The sequence below is a fragment of the Niallia endozanthoxylica genome (assembly GCF_008710145.1).
In the GTDB taxonomy this organism is placed as follows: Bacteria; Bacillota; Bacilli; order Bacillales; family Cytobacillaceae; genus Bacillus_BD; species Bacillus_BD endozanthoxylica.
Window position 1 is genome coordinate 1 of record NZ_VYKL01000062.1, and the last position, 21,095, is coordinate 21,095.

The window sequence follows — 21,095 nt, forward strand, 5'->3', positions numbered from 1 at the left end:
TCAAAGTCCCATCCCCTCAAACTAGACCTTTATTAATGGCCATGATTAAAAAATGTCAAGCTGATTTAGAGTTGTTTGCTCTAGAAACACAATCAGATAAGGCTAAAAATATGTATAATCGTAATGCAAAAAAGCTGGCTGAACTTGAGAAACGACTTTCTCCTTTTTTGAATAGATAGAAACCTTAGTTATTAACTCACTTACAAATGAGTCAGCTTTTTGTTAAGTTAGAGGGAGTAAACAATTTTAACTGTTCCTTTTTTATTTAACTGCTCAAATTTCTATCTTGGAATTTAAAAGTAATCATAATTTTAAATTTATAAGGAATGATAACTAAAGTTAGTACATAGGTCATGAAAGAAGAACACTCATGAACAAAAAATGTTTTCTTATTCTTGTAGGTTCAAATCAGGTTGCTTCCTCCATATGCATGTCGGTGTGGCGGAACTGGCAAATGCGCACGACTAGAAATCGTGTCCCTTTAGGAGTGTCTGTTCGACCCCGACCACCGGTATCTTTAAGTAAAAACGAGTTAAATTATGAAACGATAGAACACTCACAAATGTCGATATATAAATGTTTGTGGGTGTTTTTTGTGTTTCTTGAAAATGACTGAAAAAGTTAGGTTTTTAATTCGTTTTACACATTTTTTACACAGAGATTGGAACAAATGTTAACTAATTTTTTATTAAAATACATATATAGTAACAATTCTGTTGATTTTACAAGTACATAAAAATACTTAAGATTATGAGAAGTCTATTGAACCAGGTCCTATTCAAAAACAAATAGTTTGGGCTCAAGGAAAAATATCAGAAATTACACCTGAGAAGTAGATGGTTTTTAAGTCGTTCAAAAAAACCCTTCAAGAATGACTTTTAACAAAAGAGCTTGCTTTGAAGATATAAGAGTTGAATCCCTTGCTTAAATTAGACAATTAATAGACAATGATTGTTATAATTGGTATTTCCTTCTAGTTGAAGATTATCTGTTTTTTTCTGTAAACTTATATCCACTTATAGGTTTTGATTTTCGAAGTGAATGGGAGGCCGACACAACCATTCACAGCAATCAGCAGTAAAAATGAAAGAGAACAAGCACTCGCAAATGAGTGTTTTTTATTTGATGCAGAGAAGATGACAGGATTCATATTCTTATGTTTTTACAGGAGGTGGTTGAATGAAGGTTTTTATGGATTTGAAATGGTTCTTTAAAAAGGAAAAAAGACCCTATATTGTAGGAATCCTTTTATTAATTTTGGTAGCAATCCTTGAATTGGTTCCACCAAAAATATATTCTTATTCGTTCAGTAATTGAAAAATATCAACTAAAGCATATGGTGAGCTATCTATGTACAGTGGCCGGTGTTTCAAAAAGTGGCTATTATAATTATTTCTCAATGAAGTCACAAGAACAGGGAAGGAGAAAAGATAAAAAGGATGAGGAAGTAAAAGAGGTTATCTTAAAAGCATACCGATTTAAAAATCGTAAGAAAGGGGCACGCCAAATTAAAATGACCTTGGTGGGTCAATTTAATGTTGTCTACAATTTGAAACCAATACAGCGAATTATGAAGAAGTTCGGAATTATATGCCCTATTAGAAAGGCAAACCCATACAGACGACTAATGAAAGCTACTCAGGAACATCGAGCTGTACCAAACCCTCTTAAAAGAGAATTTAAGCAGGAGTTCCATGGAAGGTCCTCCTAACAGATATCACATATCTTCACTTTGGCAAGGGTCAGAGAGCCTACTTATCCACTATAAAAGACAGTTCAACAGGTGAAATCTTAGCCTATCATGTATCAGCTCGAATGACCATTGACTTAGCTACAGATACCCTTTCAAAACTAAAGAAAAACAGGAAGTTTAAGAAAGTAAAGGATGCTTTCATACACTCGGACCAGGGTGTTCATTACACACACACTAACTTTCAAAAAATGGTGAAAAGATTAGGATTACTTCAGTCTATGTCACGAAGAGGAAACTGTTGGGATAACGCCCCTCAAGAATCATTCTTTGGTCACCTTAAGGATGAAGCCTCTATTAAAACATGTACAACTTTAGATGAATTAAAGAAGGAAATAAAGCAGTATATGATTTATTACAACCATTATAGATATCAGTGGAATTAAAAAAAGATGACCCCTGTTCAATACAGAGATCATCTTCTTAAAGCAGCATAGGCTTTTTTATATTCAAACCTCATATTTCTTCATTACAGGAATGCTGCCAATATATACCGTATCGCACCCTTTAGTTGAACAATCATCATAAGAAGTTATTCCACAAATGGGCCATAATGTTGAGGATTTAGTTTAGCATTAATATTAGGGAACCGTACTATAAGTAAATGAGGTTCTTCTTGGTTAATATTCTTGAACGTAATATACTTGAAAGAATAAGATATTAGAGTATTTTTCTCAACTATCTTTACTAATCAATAGCGCCTGTTCGTTTTATTTCAACCTTAATAGTTGATTTTAACTTTAATGTTGAATACTTTTCCCTCAAATCTTTATCATTTAATTTGGAATATTTTCGTAGGCTTTTTATTTTTCTTCCAATGCCGATTGGATCGGAATTTAATTTTCTTAATTCCTCAAGAAAATCCCCGAATTCTTTGTTTAATTCTTCACCAAGAAGTTGCTCTAATTTTTTTATTGATTCCTTGTTTTTTAGAGTAACAGCAGGCTGTCCTTCTATAGTTGAAACCGAAATGGTTGCGTTTAGCTTAACTTCATCTTCTGTAGATAATTCAATACTTCCGCGGTGCTTTATAGGGTGAATGGTGATATTAAATTTATCTTCTTTTGGCTTTTCGGCTAGTGAGACTCCTTTTTGTTTGAATGTCTCTACAGGTATATTTAATGTAATATCTCCCAGAGAAGCCTTGCGATGGGTGAATAACTTGATGAACATGGTTTTTTTCAAAGAAATTGAACCTACCATTTTATCATTTTTAAATAATGCAACGCTATTGATGTAAGGTGCTACACCTTCTTCATTTGAAATGATGGGTAAGGTAGGGTCAATACCAATTTCATAGAGCGTAGAAAAAAAATCATGTAGGTTGGAATTTATTAACATTTCTTTTCTTTCTTGCTTATCCAACAATTGATAAATATATGACCCCATTTCAGGATATTCTTCATAGTTTCTATTTTTAATGATATCTTCAGCATTATCTGTAATGGCTAAAAATATTAAAGATCCTATGCTGGTGTCTCGTTGCATGGTATCTAAAAAATTTGAAATTCCTTTCGTTTCTGTCATATCTTTATTAAATAGTAATGTCCTTAATTGTCCAGAAGTAATGTCGTGGCTTGTTTTTTGTTCTAAAATTTGTCTTATCTGTTTGCTTGTCGTTCCGACGGCCGAAATAATTTCACTTGTTTTTTCTTCCTTTCGATCGAACTGCAATAAACTAATCGTACCTAAGTAAGTACCATCATCAAGTAAATCATAACCAATAATTGTTGAAATTCCTTGCCTTTCTAGTATTTTTTCAGGTGGCATACAGGCAGTGCAGAGAAGAGAACAAAATAGAATAAGCCATTTTTTCATTATTTCAACTCCATTAAGAATGAGAAAGAATTTTAGATTTAATAATTGAAATGAAATATAACAAGATCGGATAGACAAACCATAAGTAAAAACCAATATGACCAATATGATTAATGAAAAGGTTAATGTCGACTCTTTTAGTGATAAAAAAACTTATGATAAAAATGATGATTGAGATGATCCAAATTCCATGTTTTTGTTTGACATGAAAAATATGTTTAACACCTTTTGAAGAAATGAATAGGGTTATGCTTAAATTTGAAAATATAACTAATATCCATATGGATACTGCTATATATTCAAAACGCTCAAGAAAAGGAAAATGGACTACACTTATCATACTGACAAGAGGCCAAATATTTTTTTCTAATTCCTTTGCACTAAAAAATAATATAGAAATAACAGTTGTAAATAAAACAAGAAGTGTAGTAAACCACACTGCTAATTGACTGATAAAAAGAAGCTTATCTTTTTCCTTTATGAATGGAAAAATAAAAAATAACGTTTCAAAACCTAGCATTGTATAGCTGCTATTAAATACTCCTTCCACTATTTCAGGCGGGGATGTTGTCAAGATGGGTAAAATTCTAGTTATTTGCAAGGATTCAAATGGTTGATACAATACAAATATGATCCATATAGTTATAAAAAAAGATAAGAAGCATACCCCTGCAACTACTCTGAATCCTCCTGATACTGCATAAAGTGTTACTAATAATAGGGCAGAAACACCTACCCACTCATAAACTCCTTCATATCCCCATGCTAGAGACAATTCAACATAACTGATGATGATAGAGTAATTTGATGCAATAAAGTAAATGACAATAACGGTATTGATGATACTGCTTATAAAACGACCAAATACATTTTCATTTATTTCATAAAGATTAAAGTTTTCATAATGATTAAGTATCCTAATCATTATCCAAGTGATAAGACTGATAAGTAGACCAGATAGTAAAATGGAGACCCATGCATCCTGCTTTGCTGCTAGATAGATTATTCTAGGGAAACCGAGTATGCCCATCCCGATTTGTGAGGTGTGTATAATGAAGAAAGCAATATAGGCGTTTACAAAACTAACAGTTGATTTCATTATCCACCTCAGAATTCATCCAAATCTTTATCAATATTTTTTAATTTCCATTCTGCACGTAACGTTTTTAATGGACGGTTAACTACAGGGCGTCTCATATAAAAATGGTGTGGAAGACGTATTAGGAAGTATTTTAAATCCTTTATCCTAAATGGGTATAAAGGTGCAAGATAAGGTTTGTTTAATGATGTCAACCTTAACAAGTGGACCATCAGTACACAGATACCAACCATAATCCCATTCAATCCCCAAATTCCTGCTAGAATAATGAAAGGAAATCTGCAAATTCTTATGGCAGTCCCCATCTCATAAATAGGGGAAGAAAACGCTCCTAATGCACTAAATGCCACGATAATAATTAAAATATTGCTGGTTAAGCCCGCCTCAACTGTTGCTTGGCCAATTACAATCCCTCCAACAATACCCATTGTTTGACCTACTTTTGACGGAAGCCGTGCCCCTGCCTCTCTAAGTAATTCAATTAATAATTCCATTAAAAGTACTTCTAGAAAAGGGGGAAAAGGAACTAGTGAACGGGATTGCCCAATGATGATTAATAATCGAGATGGTATAAGTTCAAAGTGATAGGTAATGATTGCAACATAGAATGCTGTGAAGAGTAGTGACCCAGCCATGGCTAATAATCGTATATATCTTATAAAAGTACTCAGAGACCATCGCAAATAAATATCTTCTGTTGATTCAAAAAACGAAAAAAAATTAGCAGGCCCAATAATAGCCACTGGGCTTCGATCTAAAAGGATACCAACCCTTCCATTTAAAATAGAATAGAGAAATCGATCGGGAAGCTCTGTCATGATAAACTGAGGAAAAAAAGAATAATGATTATCTTCAAGACATTGTGCCAAAACTGAACTGTCACTTATATCATCAGTTATAATATTTTCAAGCTTATGTTTAAGTGTTTTTAGTATGTCTTCATCCGTTAAATCTTTAATATATATAATTCTTAATTGCTTCTTAACATGTTCACCTATTTCTAATTCATCAGTACACAAATTAGAATTATTTAGATTTTGTCTAATAATTTTTATATTAGAAGCTAATGATTCTGTAAACGAAATTTTAGGACCGTATACCAAAGATTCAGTTTCTGCTTTCTCGATGGATCTTTCAATTGGATTAGCACAATTTACTAAAAGGGCTTTACTTTCTTTTAATAAGTAAATATAAACGAATCCATTTAAAAGTGAAGAAATAATTTCTTGTTCCTTAAAGTCAATCTTTACTTCGCCAATAGGGATATTTTTCATTAAATAAGGATAGGTTATATCTTTTTTTGGCAGCTGTTGAATGAATTTAATAATATATTCATTAACTGTTTCAGTCTTAATTAAATTTTTCATAAAGACAACTTCAAGACAATCTCCAGCAACTTCAATTGTCCTACAAAGTAAATCTGGTGATTGGTTGAGGATATATTTAATTTTTTTATAATTTGGGCAATTATTTTTATTTGTTGTGTTTGTCATTTTAACAATCCTCAGCACTTTTATTATTATTATTATTTGAAATAAAAAAAAATTTATCCTTGTTTTACAAATATGAGAAAAGAGTTCTTTTCAACTAACTTTGGAAAGAACCAATATTAAATTATCAAATACAGTGTAAAATACCCTGGGTATTTCGAAGCCAGGGTGTTTTCTATTTTAAAGATATTTAATATCAGTTCTTCATACTTGTTATACCCTGTTAGAACAAATGAAAATGAGATGATATCAAGCTAGCAAGGTTAACCTTGCCGTTATCTTTTAGGATAACTTTTTGTAATAGATCTTATGAAATTTGCATCGAATGATAGGTACTTGTAGACAAAAAGTGTTTCTCATTTTGTTCTAAAGCGTTACTCAATTTACGCGGCTGAAAGAGGTTAGGCAAATGGTCTCTTTCACTATCTATCTTCAACATTCGCTACTGGTTGGGGGATCTAGAGCCCAGAGCTAGAGTAATTTGAAGAAGAATTTTGAAAGTAAATTCAAAGTAGTTTAACTCCCTTCGAACAAAGTCTTTGCATACTAGTGCTTCCATTTCCTTTGTGTTCGGGGACTTGGGGCTCATATGAAGAGTGGCCGTCGTTGGATTACACCTACTCGCTTGTATTACGCTCAAACAAGGGGGCCCTCCTGCAAAGCTAGCCTATCACATGGCCCACCCAAACCAAAAGACTACGGATCACTAGTGATATGAACTAGTGACATAGAGAATATTTGGTTTTGCTAGTTTTGAATGAAATCAAATACAATATTTATAAAGTAATAAACTTAAATAATGACAAAATAGTGACAAGGGTTGAAACTACTAGTAGAGTAGAGTATATTATAGACATAGAAGTTAGTGAAATATTTCACAATAAAATAAAGTATAAGGAATGACTCAATCAATAATATTTTTTTAATCCTAAATGTGAAATCAATCACAATATAATTGGAGGGAAATAGATATGGAAACAAAATGGTGGAAAATTCCTCAAGTAAGTGCTATTTGGACAGTGATAAGAATTTGGTTAGGTGTACAATGGATGACGGCAGGATGGGGCAAAATAACAGGTGGATTCGAAGTAAATGGATTTTTACAAGGAGCGATTATGAAAGCAGGTGGTGAGGCTCCAATCGTACAAGGATGGTATGCAGGTTTCTTGGAAAACGTTGCTCTTCCAAATGCAGGCTTGTTTAATGTATTAGTTCCTTGGGGTGAATTCCTTATTGGTATTGGACTCATTCTAGGGGCATCTACCATTCCAGCTTTAATCGCAGCGGCTTTTATGAACTTAAACTTCCTTTTAGCCGGAACAATTAGTACAAACCCTGAATATTTGGCTTTAGAAGTGATTTTACTATTCGCAGGTGTTGGCAGCTACTACTGGGGCGTTGATCGCTTCATGATTCCAGCATTAAAAGCGTATTTTACTAATAAAAGAAACCGTGACGCAGAACATAAAAAACCTGCAGTGGTTTAAATGAATAACAGTTTAAAAAGAACCTAAAAAAGCAAGTGACCTTTATACATGGTTGACTTGCTTTTTATAGGAGCGGATGCAGCTTTTGGCATTTAAAATTCATTTAGAGTGGATAAAGACTTCAAGAGTGTTCTTGAGGTCTTTTATTATTTCATTTATTATTTTCTCAGCAAGTCGCTTCCAGTGTGGTCTCTAAAGTTTCACTCTTTTTCGAAGAAGTAAGTTCCTACTAGTAATTCATCATGCAATAATATGGAAGCTAATATAGTAGTAATATCTTTGCATTATTGCATTGGAAGAAAGTACGAGGGGGGTCATTCTAATTATAAAATTACACTTAATTACTAGTGATTCATTCGTGGCAGAGTGATCTATACAAGCATTGCAAGAAAAGATTCTGTCGAAACATGAGGTATAGAAAGTCTTGAGTATTGAAATCGTTTCCATTTATAATGCATATAGGGAAGTGGCGTGCGTGGCCATTATGGTATCGTGGCGAAGGTGGGGCTAATACCATTTTAAAAATAATAATTGAAGTAAGAAATAGATAGATGTATGTCAGGGAGGGAGGACAAGATGAAAAAAGGCAAAGTAACTTTTAAACATTTTATTAAGGATAATAAATTTGAGTTGAATCGATATCTTATGTATCTGTTTAACAAAATTAACCTTCACAATCTGAATCAATTTAAAAAGCGTAAAGCAAAAAAGATAAACCGAAAAGAAATAAGAATAATGAGTGTAAGATCCTAGTAAGGGACCTTGTGATTCTTGGGAGAATTCAACAAGGTCTCTTTTTATTTGTCTTTATTTTTGGTGTGGAATCGGAGTAATCAGTATACAAAGTTCCTTCACACTACACAAAAGCAGGGTTATTGAGGATCCCTTCTTTTGTTGAATATATATCTTAAAGTTTATCTTTTTGGGTAGCTTTTTTTATTTAATAATGGTGTTAATCGCAATATGCGATTATTCGGTTTACTTTATAGGTTTTAATACAGAACCACCAAAAAGCAAACGAAAGAGAAGAGTTGATAATTTTAACCATAAGTGATCTTTGTGAGATTGTGCGTAATAGCTCGCTGTTCGAGTGACTCTGCGCCGAAAATGTACCGGGGCTAAAACGTATTACTTAAGCTTGTGGGTGGACATATAGGATGTCTGTAGTAGGAGAGCATTCTAATGGCGTTGAAGCCAGATTGGAAGGACTGATAGAGTGGTTAGATAAGAATGCCGGTATGAGTAACCGAAAGCTGGATTGCAGCCACCATTTAATCGATGTTGATTAAACACGGTCGTTATCCATGGAATTGCTAAGTATAGGCTACGCATCCATATGATATGATGAAGAAAATAACAAAATATGGGGGATTCGTGATGTCAATTCTTGATAAGCACCTTGTAGTCAAAACAGTTAGTGAAAGGTATAATTTTACACTATCTAATATCATACGAAAGAAAATAATGTATCATGGGGAAAGCAATGGGTAGAAGCTAGTTTTATGCACCCCAGAATCAAAGTTGCATCCACAAGGTCACGGTTGGTTTGATTTAACCACAAAACAAGCTGATTTATTAGATGATGCAGACATAGCAATACTGGCGGTTTGGCTAGAAGGAAACAAAATCTACTATGCTGATTTCAAGTAACTCAGACAATTGATAACCCCAGATATGACACTAAACTATTCCGAGGATGAAAAGTGTAGATTCTATATTTGGGAGAATTATATAAAAGTACGAGGGAATAATCAGAAATTCTATATAGAGCCAAAGGTTCTAGTTTAGACCAAACACTTTCTAAGGAGTTGTTATGACTAACATGGATAAATTATCCAATCTGGAAATAAGGAATTTACTACTTGAAGTATTAGCATATGAAGGTGATGATATTGATACAGAAGGTAAAACATTTAAGATGTATGGATATCAAGGTAGTCAATCAGACCTGTTTCGCTTGTTAAATGGGTATCTCATCAAGAAAAATATTAAGCCAGAGAAGGTTAAAATGTATGGAGCAGCATGGGGTGGAGAGGGTCGTATGCTACATGAGTACCAGACAATAAATTTATCAAAGGGAGAAATTTTAAAACTGTATCAAGAGTTCCATAGGTTGCTTACTCAAGGGGTAATTGCACCAGGTGCTTATGGAAATTATGGGACGAGTCTTCCCTATTTTCATGTTACTGAATATGGTATGGAATGTATTAAGAAAAAGGACTTTTTGCCATACGATCAAGATGGTTACTTATCAAAACTAAAGTCTATAACCGACATAAATGACTGGGTTGTGTTTTATGTTACTGAGGCACTAAAATGCTTTAACGCCGATTGTGTAAATTCATCTATGATAAACATTGGACTTGCAGGTGAAGTTATTATTGAGGAATTAGCTAATAGCTTTGAAAAGTTTTTACTGAAAAATGAAGCATCACTACACAGTTCTTTTCAAACTGAGTTGGCTAAGGATTGGAAGATATCTTTTAAGTATAATACCTATCTTGACTTTCAAGGCAAATACATAAAAGCAACAAAAGATAAGGACGTAAAGGCACTAACAGTATATCTGGATAAATCGAGTTCTTCAATTTACGCTACATTTACAAGGTTGACTCGAAATACAGTTACCCATCCTAATGATATAATTATGGATAGGACCCAGGTTCTGATGTTTTTCATTACATTAGTAAATTATTGCGAGTTGCAATATAACTTTATTAACCATTATAAAAATAATAGCTAAGAATATGTAATATTTATTTGCTTGTAGGGAGGCAATTATGACTAACCAAGATACGAAAAGATATTTGCCAGAAGAAGTACCAGACAATCTTTTTACACAAAATAGGTTAAATCAAATGGGATTAACACCAACCTCAGAACATGTAGCCTTCGTTATATATCCTGAGCAAAAGCGTGAATATAAATTATTTGATGTTAGTAATACGAGGAAACGTAAGATATCGTCATAATCTCTTTGCTGCTATGTAGAAACCATTTTGATATCTATTTATTGTAAGCAATATTAAATAGGAATCTATGAAATAAATAATTGCTGATTCATTGGCGGGAGGACGAACATGAGGTTAAATTATATAGAGATGAAAAATTACCGAAACTTTATCGATACTAAATTACGTTTTGATGAGAAGACACTTATTATCGGGGCAAATGATATTGGTAAAACCAATGTTTTATATGCCTTACAACTGCTCTTAGATAAATCATTATCTGAAAACGACTTACAGCCTCTAGATGAAGATTTTTGTATTTATTCAGCAGCAGAAGCAAACGAATTCTCTATAACTCTTCACTTTGTGGAAGCTAATGAAGAGTGTATTTTATCATGTTTTAGGGAATATATCAGTGATAATGATGATGTTTACATACGCTATGTTGCTACCAGAACTAGAATAGGTGGCACAAAAGAATACAAGCTATTCGTGGGACCATCTCTTGAAGAGTTGCAATTAGTTTCAAGTCGATTTTATTTAAGAGCATTGAACATGAGATACGTAAGTGCTACCCGACAGATTGACCAATATTTAAAAAATCAAAAAAATAGACTTATAGAATATTTGCAGGACGCCAGAACTGACGAGGAAGAACAATCGGATAATGAAAAATTTCAAGATTTAAGTGGTCGGATAAAGGTTATAGAAAGTGAATTGAATACATTATCCTTTATTGGAAGGGCTGGGGAAACTCTTAATAACCAGTTAAGGGAATTGTCTGAACATCATCAAGAACAGAAATTGAAATTAGGTGTTGATTTACCAGCCAATGATGATTTGTTCCGAAAGTTTAGCCTCCTATCTAGTATAGGAGAACATAATATTCAATTGGGTGGCGAAGGAAGAAAAAACCAAGCTTTTATTGCTCTTTGGTCCGCATTAAATCAAATTTCCATTCAAGATGGACAACCAAATGAAGTTTCTATTTTCTGTATTGAAGAATGTGAGGCACACCTTCATCCACACCAACAAAGAAAATTGGCTGAATATCTAGTTAATGTATTACCAACTCAAGTTATATTAACTTCCCATTCTCCTTATATCGCATGTGAATTTAATCCTAGCTCGATAATAAGGTTACATACTAAACAAGGATCTCCAGCTACAATTTGTAATCAAAATGGTGTATCAGAAGAATTGGGTAATCAAATTAGATCTATGGAATATCGTCTTAGTCCTCTTATCGCAGAGGTATATTTTAGTGACTGTGTGCTTCTGGTTGAGGGGACATCTGAAATTGTTTTTTATAAGAACTTAGCCCATCAGTTAGGCGTGGATTTGGACAAATTAAACATCAGTGTATTATCTGTAGAGGGTGTTGGCTTTACAAGATATATTGATTTATTAAACGCTTTAGGCATCCCATGGGTAATGCGAACGGACAATGATTACCAAAAATACAATCGACCAAAGCAGCAGTTAAAAGAAGCCTATTATTTAACCGGAATTAGAAGATTAACTAATATATTTTCAACAAAATGCTCTGCAAAAGTGCCAATTGGAGAACAACGTGTAAATCTTGCTGAATTGATTGCAGAAAATGCAGATAGACTCACAGAAAATCCTACTGCAAGTAATGCCCATAGACAAGAGATGTACAATTTATTTTACCTACCACTTAGCAATTACGGTTTGTTTTTAGCAAAGGAAGGCTTAGAAGAGGATATTTATCATTCTAATGATGATTTGACAAAAGCTATAAATCAATATTTTGTTCCAAACGAGGAGGATGAGGAGGTCTTAGTAGTTGAAGACATGGTAGCAGAAATGAAAAGCAAAAAATCCACATTTATGTATCATTTTTTAGAAGATAATAGTGAGTGCTTAAATTCTTTAGAGGATGATCCTTTAGCGGGACCATTGTATGCATGTCAAACTATCGTTCAGCAGTTAAGGATCGGTCATCATGGTGAACTTTGAACCGACTCCTCAACAAAATACCATTCTAGAATGGAATGATAATGCAGTAATTATTGCTGGACCTGGCAGCGGAAAGACTTGGACACTGGCTAAAAAGATTCAACAAGTTATAGAGGATTGTAAAGACTATCAAGGAGTTATTGCTATTTCTTATACAAATAAAGCAAGTAAGGAATTAGAGAAAAGAGCTAAATTATTGTGTACTGAAATAAAACAATCTTTTTTTAGTACAATCGATAGTTTTTGCAGCTCGGAAATTGTATTGTCTTTCGGTAAAAGATTGTTAGGAACACCCCCTAGACCTGTATTAGTTGAAAAAGTTCAGGACAAAGAACGAGAACAACTAATAATAACCATAAAACAATCTATAAAAACCATAATAGAGAAATATTCGCAGTATACGCTTCAACAAATATATGACCAAGACATTTGTGTTTATGAAGAATTAGACACTACTCATAGAAAATATTTGGAAGAACGGTTCTTTGCCGGATACTTTGATTTACATTTAATTGGCGGAATGGCAAATTTAATACTTCTAAGTTCAAAAGCTTGTGCAAAATATTTAAAAGCAAAATATCGATATGTATTTATTGACGAATTTCAAGATTCGGATTTCGAGCAATATAGCCTGTTTAGACGGTTTTCAGAGTTAGGGATAATCAGTTGGGCAGTAGGTGATTTCAATCAGTCCATCTACTCGTTTAAATCTGGAAGTCCGAAATATATGGAAAAATTAACAGCTATGGATTCATTTAAGCAATTTGAAATGAATATTAATCATCGGTGTCACCCTTTTATCCAATCATATGCAAATCTTTTTTTGCGTCTTCAGAGGGGTCAAGACATTTCTTCGGTTCCTGAAGGTGAAAGTAGAATTGTAAGAGTGTCATTGGCAGGAACGCAGTATCAAATCGGAATATGGTTAAATGAAACCATTGACAAAATTATTGAATTATCAGGTGTAGATAAGAATTCTAAAATAGTATTGTTAGGAAGAACAAACGAAACATTGGAAATGATCTCAGAAGTATTGACAATTCCACATAGATTGCAGCATAAATTATTGTTAAATGATGACCGTAGTATTGGTGGCAATATGCTTCGCCAATTGTTGATAATATCGTTTAACCCGAAGGAGTACACTTCTAAGGATTTTATTGAGAGTTATTTTGATTACCGGGTTCGTGGAATACGAAAAAATGTAGTTGCTGTTAAGAATTTAATAAATGAATTTAAACGAGAATGCCTATACAAAGGCGGTGATAATAAAAAAAGTGAAAGAATAATTAATAGACTGGATGAAATAATTCAAAATATTTATCCTGATTACGAACTAAGTGAATTAACAAAATTAGCATGTGAGCAATTGATTAATAATCCAGCATTACTTGAAAATTTTACGCCATTTAAGGATCAGGAAATACAGCTATTAACCATTCACGGTTCAAAGGGATTAGAATTTGATATTGTATTACACTTAGACTTATTTGATGATACGTTCCCTGAGTATCGTTCAATGGGTAAATCTGAAAAACTGCGAGAAGATGAAAATCTGCATTATATTGCACTTACAAGAGCAAGAGAATATGTATTTCTTATTTCAAACACAATAAAGAGATTCTATTCTTATAAAGCACAAGACTATTGTGAATATAAGAAAAGACCTTCACCATATATATTAGGTGCAATTGAAGATTATCAGATTACAATTGAATAAGCACAATAAAACCCACTTAACTACACAGTTACGTGGGTTATTTGTCATGTAGAAATTAGGTCATCTGTTAGGATTGATTCGTATCCTGTAGTTAGCCTGCATTAATCTATGTAGTTCATCTTTGGGATAACCGGAGATGATATTTTTTACAAATTCGTGGTTAACTCTACCCCGTTGTTTGTAAATCCTCTTTTGTTTCCTCGAATAACGACTTCACGAATGCTACATGTGAATGTATAATTTTTTATTATCCATTTTTCAAGGCTGTTCGCTTCATAGGATTCAACAAGATTAATAAAGTCTTGTAACCGCCTAATTTCTTTTTTAGCAATTGGAACAGTCAATAGTATAATAGGACGCAATTGTGAAATAAATCGGAATCTTAATAAATAATTATTTAAAATGTCAACAACGATTTAATTTTCCCCAATTTCAATGAAATGCAATTCTCCATTTATGAAGGGTTAAGTTGTTGCTTTGGCGGGATAAATTCCTGCCTTTTTCTTTTCTTGTAAACGGTAAGAATCGCCCTTAATATTGAATGTAATTGCATGATGTAAGAGGCGATCTAAAATGGCTGTTGCTAGTACATCGTCACCAAGGACTTTTCCCTATTCAAGGTAAGACTTATTAGATGTTAAAATCATGGCCCCTTGTTCATATCGTTTTGAAATCACCTGGAAGAAAACATTGGCAGCCAGTTCATCAAAAGGAAAATAGCTAACCTCATCTATAATTATTACATCTGGACGACTCCAACGGTTTACGAGTCGTTGGAGGGTCCCTTTCTCATTAGCCTTACGGCACTGAGCCACTAAATCATCAGCTGTTAAAAATAGTGCTGTATATCCTTGAGTAATCGCTTCAACTATAAAAGAGATAGCTAAATGAGTTTTTCCTACACCTGGAGGTCCCAATAAAATACAATTTTCGCCATTGGCAATAAAACGCCATGTTAGAGTTTCTTTCACTCTTTTCTCACTCAAGCTCGGTTGGAACGTAAAATCAAACTCATGAATTGTTTTGGTATAAGGTAATTTAGGCCGTTTCATTCGTTTGTTTAACTGCTCAGATTCTTGCTGTTCAATTTCTTGTAAAACGATAGTGTGAAGAAACTCAGAATATGATACATTATCCTTAGAAGCGTCTTCTAGTAAACTATCAAGTTGGTTGGCTGTGTGATGCCATCCGAGCTTCTGTAAACGTTCCAATAAGAGTTCGTTTATCATACAGATTCACCTTCTTCCATTGCTGCATAAGCAGTGAGAGGGCGTTTTTCTACATTTGGAGATAGGGTATGAGAGTGAAGATCATCGGTCGTCAAACCTTCAACGTTCTTCGCTTTCATGCCTTTTTCTTTTGACTCTAATCCTTCATAATACTCCATTCGTACACGGGTGGTTGCCTTGTCTGTAAGAATAGGGTGCGTTGCGATACATTCATGTTCATCATAAATTTCTAAATGATGGTCTAATGTTTCTTTAATTTTGACCGTTTGCCCTGCATAACGATAAGGAACAGAATATCGTTTACCACGGTAGGATACAAAACAATCACGACTGACTTCTCTCGTTTCCCAATGTGCAATAGGAAATAAAGGTTTACTCCCCATACCTGCAGAAACTTCTGTTCCTGCTCAAATCGTTGAAATGGTGATTCATTGGTAGTTTGATTTATTTTCTTATTGGCCACCTGATCTAACCATGTCCTTACATCTTCATTTAGCGCATGTGGAGTTGGTTCGTGTTTTCGTTGAAAGAAATTGTTCTTTAGATACTTAACGGTTCTTTCTACTTTCCCTTTTGTTTGTGGATGTCTAGGGCAACATGCTTTTGGCACAATCCCATAATAGGCTAAGAAATCCTCAAACTTGCGGTTAAAACGAATTTCTACGGGACTATGTTTAATTACAACGGTTTTCATATTCTCGTAGAGAATTTGTTCTGGCATTCCGTTAAAATAAGAGAAAGCATTCATGTGGCATTTCATTAAAGTTTCTAGATTCATATTGATTGTAAACTCTATGTACTTCATTCGCGAATAGCCTAAAATCATAACAAATGCATAGATATCTTGCAGACTGCCATTGACGAGGTACTTTCCTACATATGCCCAATCCATTTGAGCTTGTTTTCCTGATGGTGTTTCAAACCGTAAGGTTGCTTGTTTCTTTGGTTCTTGTCGAAGAGGACTGACAAAGTCTCTTAGAATGGTCATTTTTCCCTCGTAACCCATTGCTTGAATCTTCTCTAGCAAGCACCACGCAGTTAGTTGTTCCTTGTTTAACTCGTTGAAGAATGTAAGGCTTATAAGGTTCTAGTTTACTTTCCTTTTTCTGTTCAGTTGCCTTATGTTCCGGCAACTAATCGCTCTTTAAATACTTACTAATTGTTTTACGATCAAAGCCTGTTGCTTCCGCAATAGCTGTTTTCGTCCACCTTTTCTGAAATAACTCTCTAATCATAAAAAACTCTCCAATCTTCAGCATCGTTTCTCCACTCCATCTTGATATATGTTTCGAAACGATTATCTGTTATTTTTGGGGAATTTAAAACCGTTGTTATTGGGTATTTTACAACCGAGGATTACAAATCCTGTGATTCTTGGTAATAGCAAAATATAATGGATGTTAGGAAAACGCGATACACTAGTTTAGAAAAGCTTGAAAATGTAACTGAGGTATCAGAAGTTTGGTTAGATTAATAGCAAAAAACCTACTTTTAATTAAGTAGGTTTCAGATTGTCGATAAAAGGGACGTATCATTTTTGATACGCTTCTAACATTTCAGGAGTAATGGCCTCCGACTAAATTAGAGCGATGCCGTGCTGTGCCAGCATTTGTGTAGGAAACACCTCTTAACAATGCCAGCGGGCCATATTTATCTCTGATAGCATCCATAACATAGCCAAGTATTCGTTGTTTTTCGCGGTCTTGTTGAAACAAGTCTAGTTGTACAGTGTCATCGTTTTCGATATTTGATAATGTCACAGAGATTTGTCTAACCGTTTTATTTGTATAAAAAGCATCAAAAAGTGTTAAGCAAGTTTGATAAATTTCCATTGTAATATTCGTAGGATAGTCTAGTGATTTTGCTCGATGAAATCCGCCGCCAAATTCATCTTTACTATACCCAATCGCCAAACTTATTGTTCGACCGACCTTTTTATATTTTCGTGCCTGTCTGGCCACTTCTTCACACATTTCCAGGATTACCTGTTTGACTTCCTTTGGATTAGAGTAATCTCTCAGTAGAATTTGACTTTTGCCAAAGCTAACTTGTTCTTGTTTGACCGGATTTCCTATTTTAGAAAAATCAATTCCCCAGGCATGTTGATGGATTTGGCGCCCCATTACACCAAATTTTTTTTCTAATCGTTTAAGAGGATAATTGGCTAAGGCACCTATAGTGAAAATCCCCATATGATTTAAATTTCTTTCCATTCTTGGACCAATTCCCCACATTTTACCTAGAGGATAGATAGGCCATAGCTTTGTTTGAACATCATCATACGTCCATTTTGCAATGCCCGTGTTTGAATGCTTCGCTTCTAAGTCTAAGCATAGTTTGGCCAACAGCATATTTGGACCGATCCCTACAGTAGAAGGAAGACCGAATTCTTTCTTAATATTGTCCTGAATTTTGAATGCAATGGTTTCAGGATCTCCCCATAATCTTCTGACTCCTGTTACATCTAAAAAACTTTCATCAATGGAATAGGGATGCATATCAGAAAATGGCACATAACGGTTAAAGAGTTGGATTATGGCTGTTGATGTCTTTAGATAAGAGGACATACTGGGATTTACAATATGAATTCTAGGATCATCAGGGACTTCAAAAAGCCTTGATCCAGTTTTAATGTTAAATTTTCTTTTTAAGGCAGGGGATGAGGCTAAAACGATACTTCCTTGACGTTCCATATTCCCAACAACGGCAAGATAACAAGTCAATGGGTCAAGCCCCAACATCACAGCAGCACAGCTGGCATAGAAGGATTTCATATCTATACAGAGGATTGAACGATTGGGAAGTGGACTATAATCCATTAAAACACCTCAATTATATATCGATATTAAGTTTATATCAGTTATGTATTATAAAACCCGGATATCTAGTTCTGCATTTCCTTCATTTAAAGACTGTTTACTGTTTTATTACTCCTATCAAAGAGTTAAAATGAAAAGTTTGTTTGCCATTTTTGTAAAGTACATATAAGTGGCGCTGATACGGATCAATTTTATGTACAATGACTGGTCCAAAATCCTTTATAAATCCATCCATCCACAAAGTTAGTTTAATAGGCTCGTAATCTTGCATACTCTTTATCAATAAATCATTCATTTCATGTAACTGTCCTTCATCCAGGATTGGTTTTGCTGTTTTTAAACTTTCTATGTACGCTTGTTTGATCAACTCTTTCTGTTCTGGCATGAAAAATCCGTTCCATTTCATCAAACCTCTATCTCCCATGTGTATCACCTCTTCATTATTTTACCAAACGTGTGTTCTATTTTAAAGTAAGGAATTTCTAATTATTAAGGAAACTAAAATATTTATATACGATGCAGAGAGGCTCTTGTTGGGGGGAGATCGGGTAACCGGTGCGAGGATTTAAATTCCTCCTTTTTCGTTATAGATATCTTTAAGACATGTGAAACCCCCAATTCTTTTTAGAATAGGGGGTTAATTCATATGCCGATAATCGCTAATAGTTAACTCTTCGCAATATATTTCCAATATATCCAGAATTATTTAAGTATAAGTTTTTATTTTTATATATTATTATTTGTTCTTTATAGGTTCTAGGTAATCTTACTTTATTTAGATTGGTTTTTTAAGATTCACTATTGCATTTCCCCTTAATTAAACAAAATAACCCACCTTGGTCCGCATTGTTAAGAGGCGTGGTGGGTTCTGTTAATACTATAATATATCGGTTAGATTGTGTTGTCAAAGGATTGAAGAGAAGAAGGTAAGTATGCATCTGTAAAAGTACACTTTTATAGACTGATAAAAAGCTATAAAATTTATAGTCTATAATCATATGTAATTCATTTTATAAACGTTCGTAAAAAGTGATATACTTTTATGGACATTTTTATGTTAGCTAGGTTGATAGATTAAAATAATTGCAAAATTAATTAAGAAGCTGATTTAAAAGTATTCGAACCTTTTAAATCAGCTTCTTAATTTTTACAGCCTGCCATCTCTGACCCTGGCCAAGTATATTTCCTTTTAATTTAGTGGAAAGGAGTTTATTTTAGTGAGAAGCCACTGCCATAAACGGTTTTGTATGAGTAAAACGTGAACACCTGTGGTTATCATTGGCTTCTATTTTATGAACTGAACATTTAGATCTAGTGTTGTTAACACATCACAAAGCTTATGAGCATTGTGATGTGCTAAATCAATTCCTTTCGATTTGAGTTTTTTCTTTTACTATTTAAAGACTCATTTCTTTAAACTGATTAACAGTTCATTAATACGCCGTTTTTTCTCTTTGATTATCAACTATTCTTCGCGTCTGTTCTTGTTGTTGATCGATTGCCTTTATTTTTGTCTTTAAATTTCTAGGCATTCTACATATTTTCATATTAATTGTTCCAAAGTTTTCAATACCTTTTTCTATTTTTAGTATAAACATACTAAAAATTCTTGAAAATAAACAGAAAATTGCAATAACCGTTAGTTTATTTGTAATTTTTTAAATATTATAATATCTATACAAGAAATTAATATTAGGAGATGATAAATATGGCTACTATGCGAATTGGAAGAGCTGAATTAAGGGTACTAGATCTTGAAGAGGCTGTAAATTATTATACGAATATTATTGGATTAGAAGTAGTTGGGAGAAGTCCAGGAAGGGTCTACCTTAAGGCTTGGGATGAATTTGATCATCATAGTCTTATACTGCAAGAGGCTGATTCCCCTGGTCTTGACCACTTTGCTTTTAAAGTACGAAATGAAGTGGATCTTGAGTTTTACGAAAGAAATGTCGAACAATTCGGTTGTACGGTAAAAAGGATTTCCAAGGGAACACGACTTGCGGAAGGAGAGGCTATTCGATTTACATTGCCAACAGGGCACGAAATGGAGCTTTATCACGATATCCAACAAGTAGGTAAGAAAACAGGTATCTTAAATCCACATCCTTGGCCAGATGAAGTAAGAGGGATTGCTCCTCATCGTCTGGATCATGTTCTACTAATTGGTGAAGATGTAAAAACAGTTACTAGATTATTTACAGAAGCACTAGATATGTTTCAAAGTGAAAGCATCATGACTTTAGATGGAGAAAACATGGTTGGTAGCTTTATGCATGCTCAAAATGGGAAGGCACATGATATTGCCTTTATTCAAGGGCCAGATAGTAAATTGCACCATGCAGCGTTCAAGGTTGATAATTGGTACGACGTGTTAAAGGCCGCAGACTTATTGGCAAGACATGATGTACCTATTGAAGTAACGCCAACTCGTCATGCTATGACAAGGGCAGAAACAACTTATTTCTTTGATCCTTCAGGAAACCGAAACGAAGCCTATTCCGGGGGATATATCACATATCCGGATTCTCCTACAATCACTTGGACGGAAGATAAAATTGCTCATGGAATCTTCTATCATAGAAGAGAAATGATTGACTCCTTCGTTAAAGCTCTTACTTGATACATTTTATTAATTAAAACTCTTTTGAAAGCGTTTATCTATTGATTGAATGTATTAGAGGGAAAGCAAATTGTATCGTGTTAAAAGTCTCCTTTCCCAATCCATTATATCTTTTGAGGAGGAATA

13 protein-coding genes, 1 tRNA gene and 3 pseudogenes are annotated in these 21,095 nt (G+C 33.9%); 10 read left to right on the forward strand and 7 right to left on the reverse strand.

Annotated elements, in window-relative coordinates; translation table 11 throughout:
- Nucleotides 1–41: 41 nt before the first annotated feature.
- The 3 genes and pseudogenes from F4V44_RS25780 to F4V44_RS25790 form a co-directional block, all read left to right on the forward strand.
- On the forward strand, nt 42–179 hold the full coding sequence (locus F4V44_RS25780; protein WP_223881815.1) for a DUF1657 domain-containing protein: 138 nt from the start codon (nt 42–44) through the stop codon (nt 177–179).
- A 253-nt stretch (nt 180–432) separates the two neighbouring features.
- Nucleotides 433–514, forward strand: a tRNA-Ser gene (locus F4V44_RS25785).
- Between the two features lie 771 nt (nt 515–1,285).
- A pseudogene (locus tag F4V44_RS25790) lies at nt 1,286–2,136 on the forward strand (IS3 family transposase); the annotation flags it as partial.
- A gap of 301 nt (nt 2,137–2,437) precedes the next feature.
- On the opposite strand, the gene F4V44_RS25795 reads toward F4V44_RS25790, so the two are convergent.
- Genes F4V44_RS25795 through F4V44_RS25805 form a run of 3 tightly spaced genes read right to left on the reverse strand, consistent with a single transcriptional unit; the run spans nt 2,438 to nt 6,160 of the window.
- Nucleotides 2,438–3,568 carry a Ger(x)C family spore germination protein gene (locus F4V44_RS25795; RefSeq protein WP_150442846.1) on the reverse strand — a complete coding sequence of 377 codons (1,131 nt, stop codon included), beginning with the start codon at nt 3,566–3,568 and terminating at the stop codon, nt 2,438–2,440.
- 13 nt (nt 3,569–3,581) lie between these two features.
- Nucleotides 3,582–4,667, reverse strand: a complete 1,086-nt coding sequence (locus tag F4V44_RS25800) for a GerAB/ArcD/ProY family transporter (RefSeq protein ID WP_150442847.1) — start codon at nt 4,665–4,667, stop codon at nt 3,582–3,584.
- An 8-nt stretch (nt 4,668–4,675) separates the two neighbouring features.
- Nucleotides 4,676–6,160, reverse strand: a complete 1,485-nt coding sequence (locus F4V44_RS25805) for a spore germination protein (RefSeq protein ID WP_150442848.1) — start codon at nt 6,158–6,160, stop codon at nt 4,676–4,678.
- 968 nt (nt 6,161–7,128) lie between these two features.
- Between F4V44_RS25805 and F4V44_RS25810 the strand changes: the two genes are divergently transcribed.
- From F4V44_RS25810 to F4V44_RS25830, 6 genes are all read left to right on the forward strand, one after another.
- Complete coding sequence (locus F4V44_RS25810) at nt 7,129–7,644, forward strand: DoxX family protein (RefSeq protein ID WP_150442849.1); 516 nt, start codon at nt 7,129–7,131, stop codon at nt 7,642–7,644.
- A gap of 1,157 nt (nt 7,645–8,801) precedes the next feature.
- On the forward strand, nt 8,802–8,933 hold the full coding sequence (locus F4V44_RS28220; RefSeq protein ID WP_263406688.1) for a hypothetical protein: 132 nt from the start codon (nt 8,802–8,804) through the stop codon (nt 8,931–8,933).
- A gap of 524 nt (nt 8,934–9,457) precedes the next feature.
- The gene (locus tag F4V44_RS25815; RefSeq protein ID WP_150442850.1) at nt 9,458–10,387 is read left to right on the forward strand and encodes a hypothetical protein; all 930 of its coding nucleotides are present in this window, start codon (nt 9,458–9,460) and stop codon (nt 10,385–10,387) included.
- Nucleotides 10,388–10,424: 37 nt separating this feature from the next.
- Nucleotides 10,425–10,616, forward strand: coding sequence for a hypothetical protein (locus tag F4V44_RS25820; protein WP_150442851.1), 192 nt, complete (start codon nt 10,425–10,427; stop codon nt 10,614–10,616).
- A gap of 108 nt (nt 10,617–10,724) precedes the next feature.
- On the forward strand, nt 10,725–12,578 hold the full coding sequence (locus F4V44_RS25825; RefSeq protein WP_150442852.1) for an ATP-dependent nuclease: 1,854 nt from the start codon (nt 10,725–10,727) through the stop codon (nt 12,576–12,578).
- Nucleotides 12,565–14,298: a UvrD-helicase domain-containing protein gene (locus F4V44_RS25830; protein WP_150442853.1), complete on the forward strand. Its 1,734-nt coding sequence runs from the start codon at nt 12,565–12,567 to the stop codon at nt 14,296–14,298. Before F4V44_RS25825 ends, F4V44_RS25830 begins: the two co-directional genes overlap by 14 nt.
- A 464-nt stretch (nt 14,299–14,762) precedes the next feature.
- Here F4V44_RS25830 and istB read toward each other — a convergent pair.
- From istB to F4V44_RS25850, 4 genes and pseudogenes are all read right to left on the reverse strand, one after another.
- Nucleotides 14,763–15,527, reverse strand: a pseudogene (istB, locus tag F4V44_RS25835) (IS21-like element helper ATPase IstB).
- Nucleotides 15,524–16,786 (reverse strand): annotated as a pseudogene (gene istA / locus F4V44_RS25840) (IS21 family transposase). The pseudogenes istB and istA overlap by 4 nt, the downstream one beginning before the upstream one ends.
- Nucleotides 16,787–17,083: 297 nt before the next feature.
- A complete protein-coding gene (locus tag F4V44_RS25845) occupies nt 17,084–18,346 on the reverse strand; it encodes a DNA polymerase IV (protein ID WP_150442854.1) in 1,263 nt (420 codons plus the stop codon).
- A gap of 97 nt (nt 18,347–18,443) precedes the next feature.
- Complete coding sequence (locus F4V44_RS25850; protein WP_150442855.1) at nt 18,444–18,770, reverse strand: YolD-like family protein; 327 nt, start codon at nt 18,768–18,770, stop codon at nt 18,444–18,446.
- A gap of 1,284 nt (nt 18,771–20,054) precedes the next feature.
- On the opposite strand from F4V44_RS25850, the gene F4V44_RS25855 reads away from it, so the two are divergent.
- On the forward strand, nt 20,055–20,969 hold the full coding sequence (locus F4V44_RS25855; protein ID WP_150442856.1) for a catechol 2,3-dioxygenase: 915 nt from the start codon (nt 20,055–20,057) through the stop codon (nt 20,967–20,969).
- Nucleotides 20,970–21,095: the final 126 nt, after the last annotated feature.

Coding starts and splice junctions, on each gene's coding strand:
- F4V44_RS25845 (WP_150442854.1), bottom strand. CDS start 18,346: ATGGATTATAGTCCACTTCCCAATCGTTCAATCCTCTGTATAGATATG.
- F4V44_RS25780 (WP_223881815.1), top strand. CDS start 42: ATGATTAAAAAATGTCAAGCTGATTTAGAGTTGTTTGCTCTAGAAACA.
- F4V44_RS25800 (WP_150442847.1), bottom strand. CDS start 4,667: ATGAAATCAACTGTTAGTTTTGTAAACGCCTATATTGCTTTCTTCATT.
- F4V44_RS25795 (WP_150442846.1), bottom strand. CDS start 3,568: ATGAAAAAATGGCTTATTCTATTTTGTTCTCTTCTCTGCACTGCCTGT.
- F4V44_RS25810 (WP_150442849.1), top strand. CDS start 7,129: ATGGAAACAAAATGGTGGAAAATTCCTCAAGTAAGTGCTATTTGGACA.
- F4V44_RS25815 (WP_150442850.1), top strand. CDS start 9,458: ATGACTAACATGGATAAATTATCCAATCTGGAAATAAGGAATTTACTA.
- F4V44_RS25825 (WP_150442852.1), top strand. CDS start 10,725: ATGAGGTTAAATTATATAGAGATGAAAAATTACCGAAACTTTATCGAT.
- F4V44_RS25805 (WP_150442848.1), bottom strand. CDS start 6,160: ATGACAAACACAACAAATAAAAATAATTGCCCAAATTATAAAAAAATT.
- F4V44_RS25850 (WP_150442855.1), bottom strand. CDS start 18,770: ATGGGAGATAGAGGTTTGATGAAATGGAACGGATTTTTCATGCCAGAA.
- F4V44_RS28220 (WP_263406688.1), top strand. CDS start 8,802: ATGTCTGTAGTAGGAGAGCATTCTAATGGCGTTGAAGCCAGATTGGAA.
- F4V44_RS25855 (WP_150442856.1), top strand. CDS start 20,055: ATGGCTACTATGCGAATTGGAAGAGCTGAATTAAGGGTACTAGATCTT.
- F4V44_RS25830 (WP_150442853.1), top strand. CDS start 12,565: ATGGTGAACTTTGAACCGACTCCTCAACAAAATACCATTCTAGAATGG.
- F4V44_RS25820 (WP_150442851.1), top strand. CDS start 10,425: ATGACTAACCAAGATACGAAAAGATATTTGCCAGAAGAAGTACCAGAC.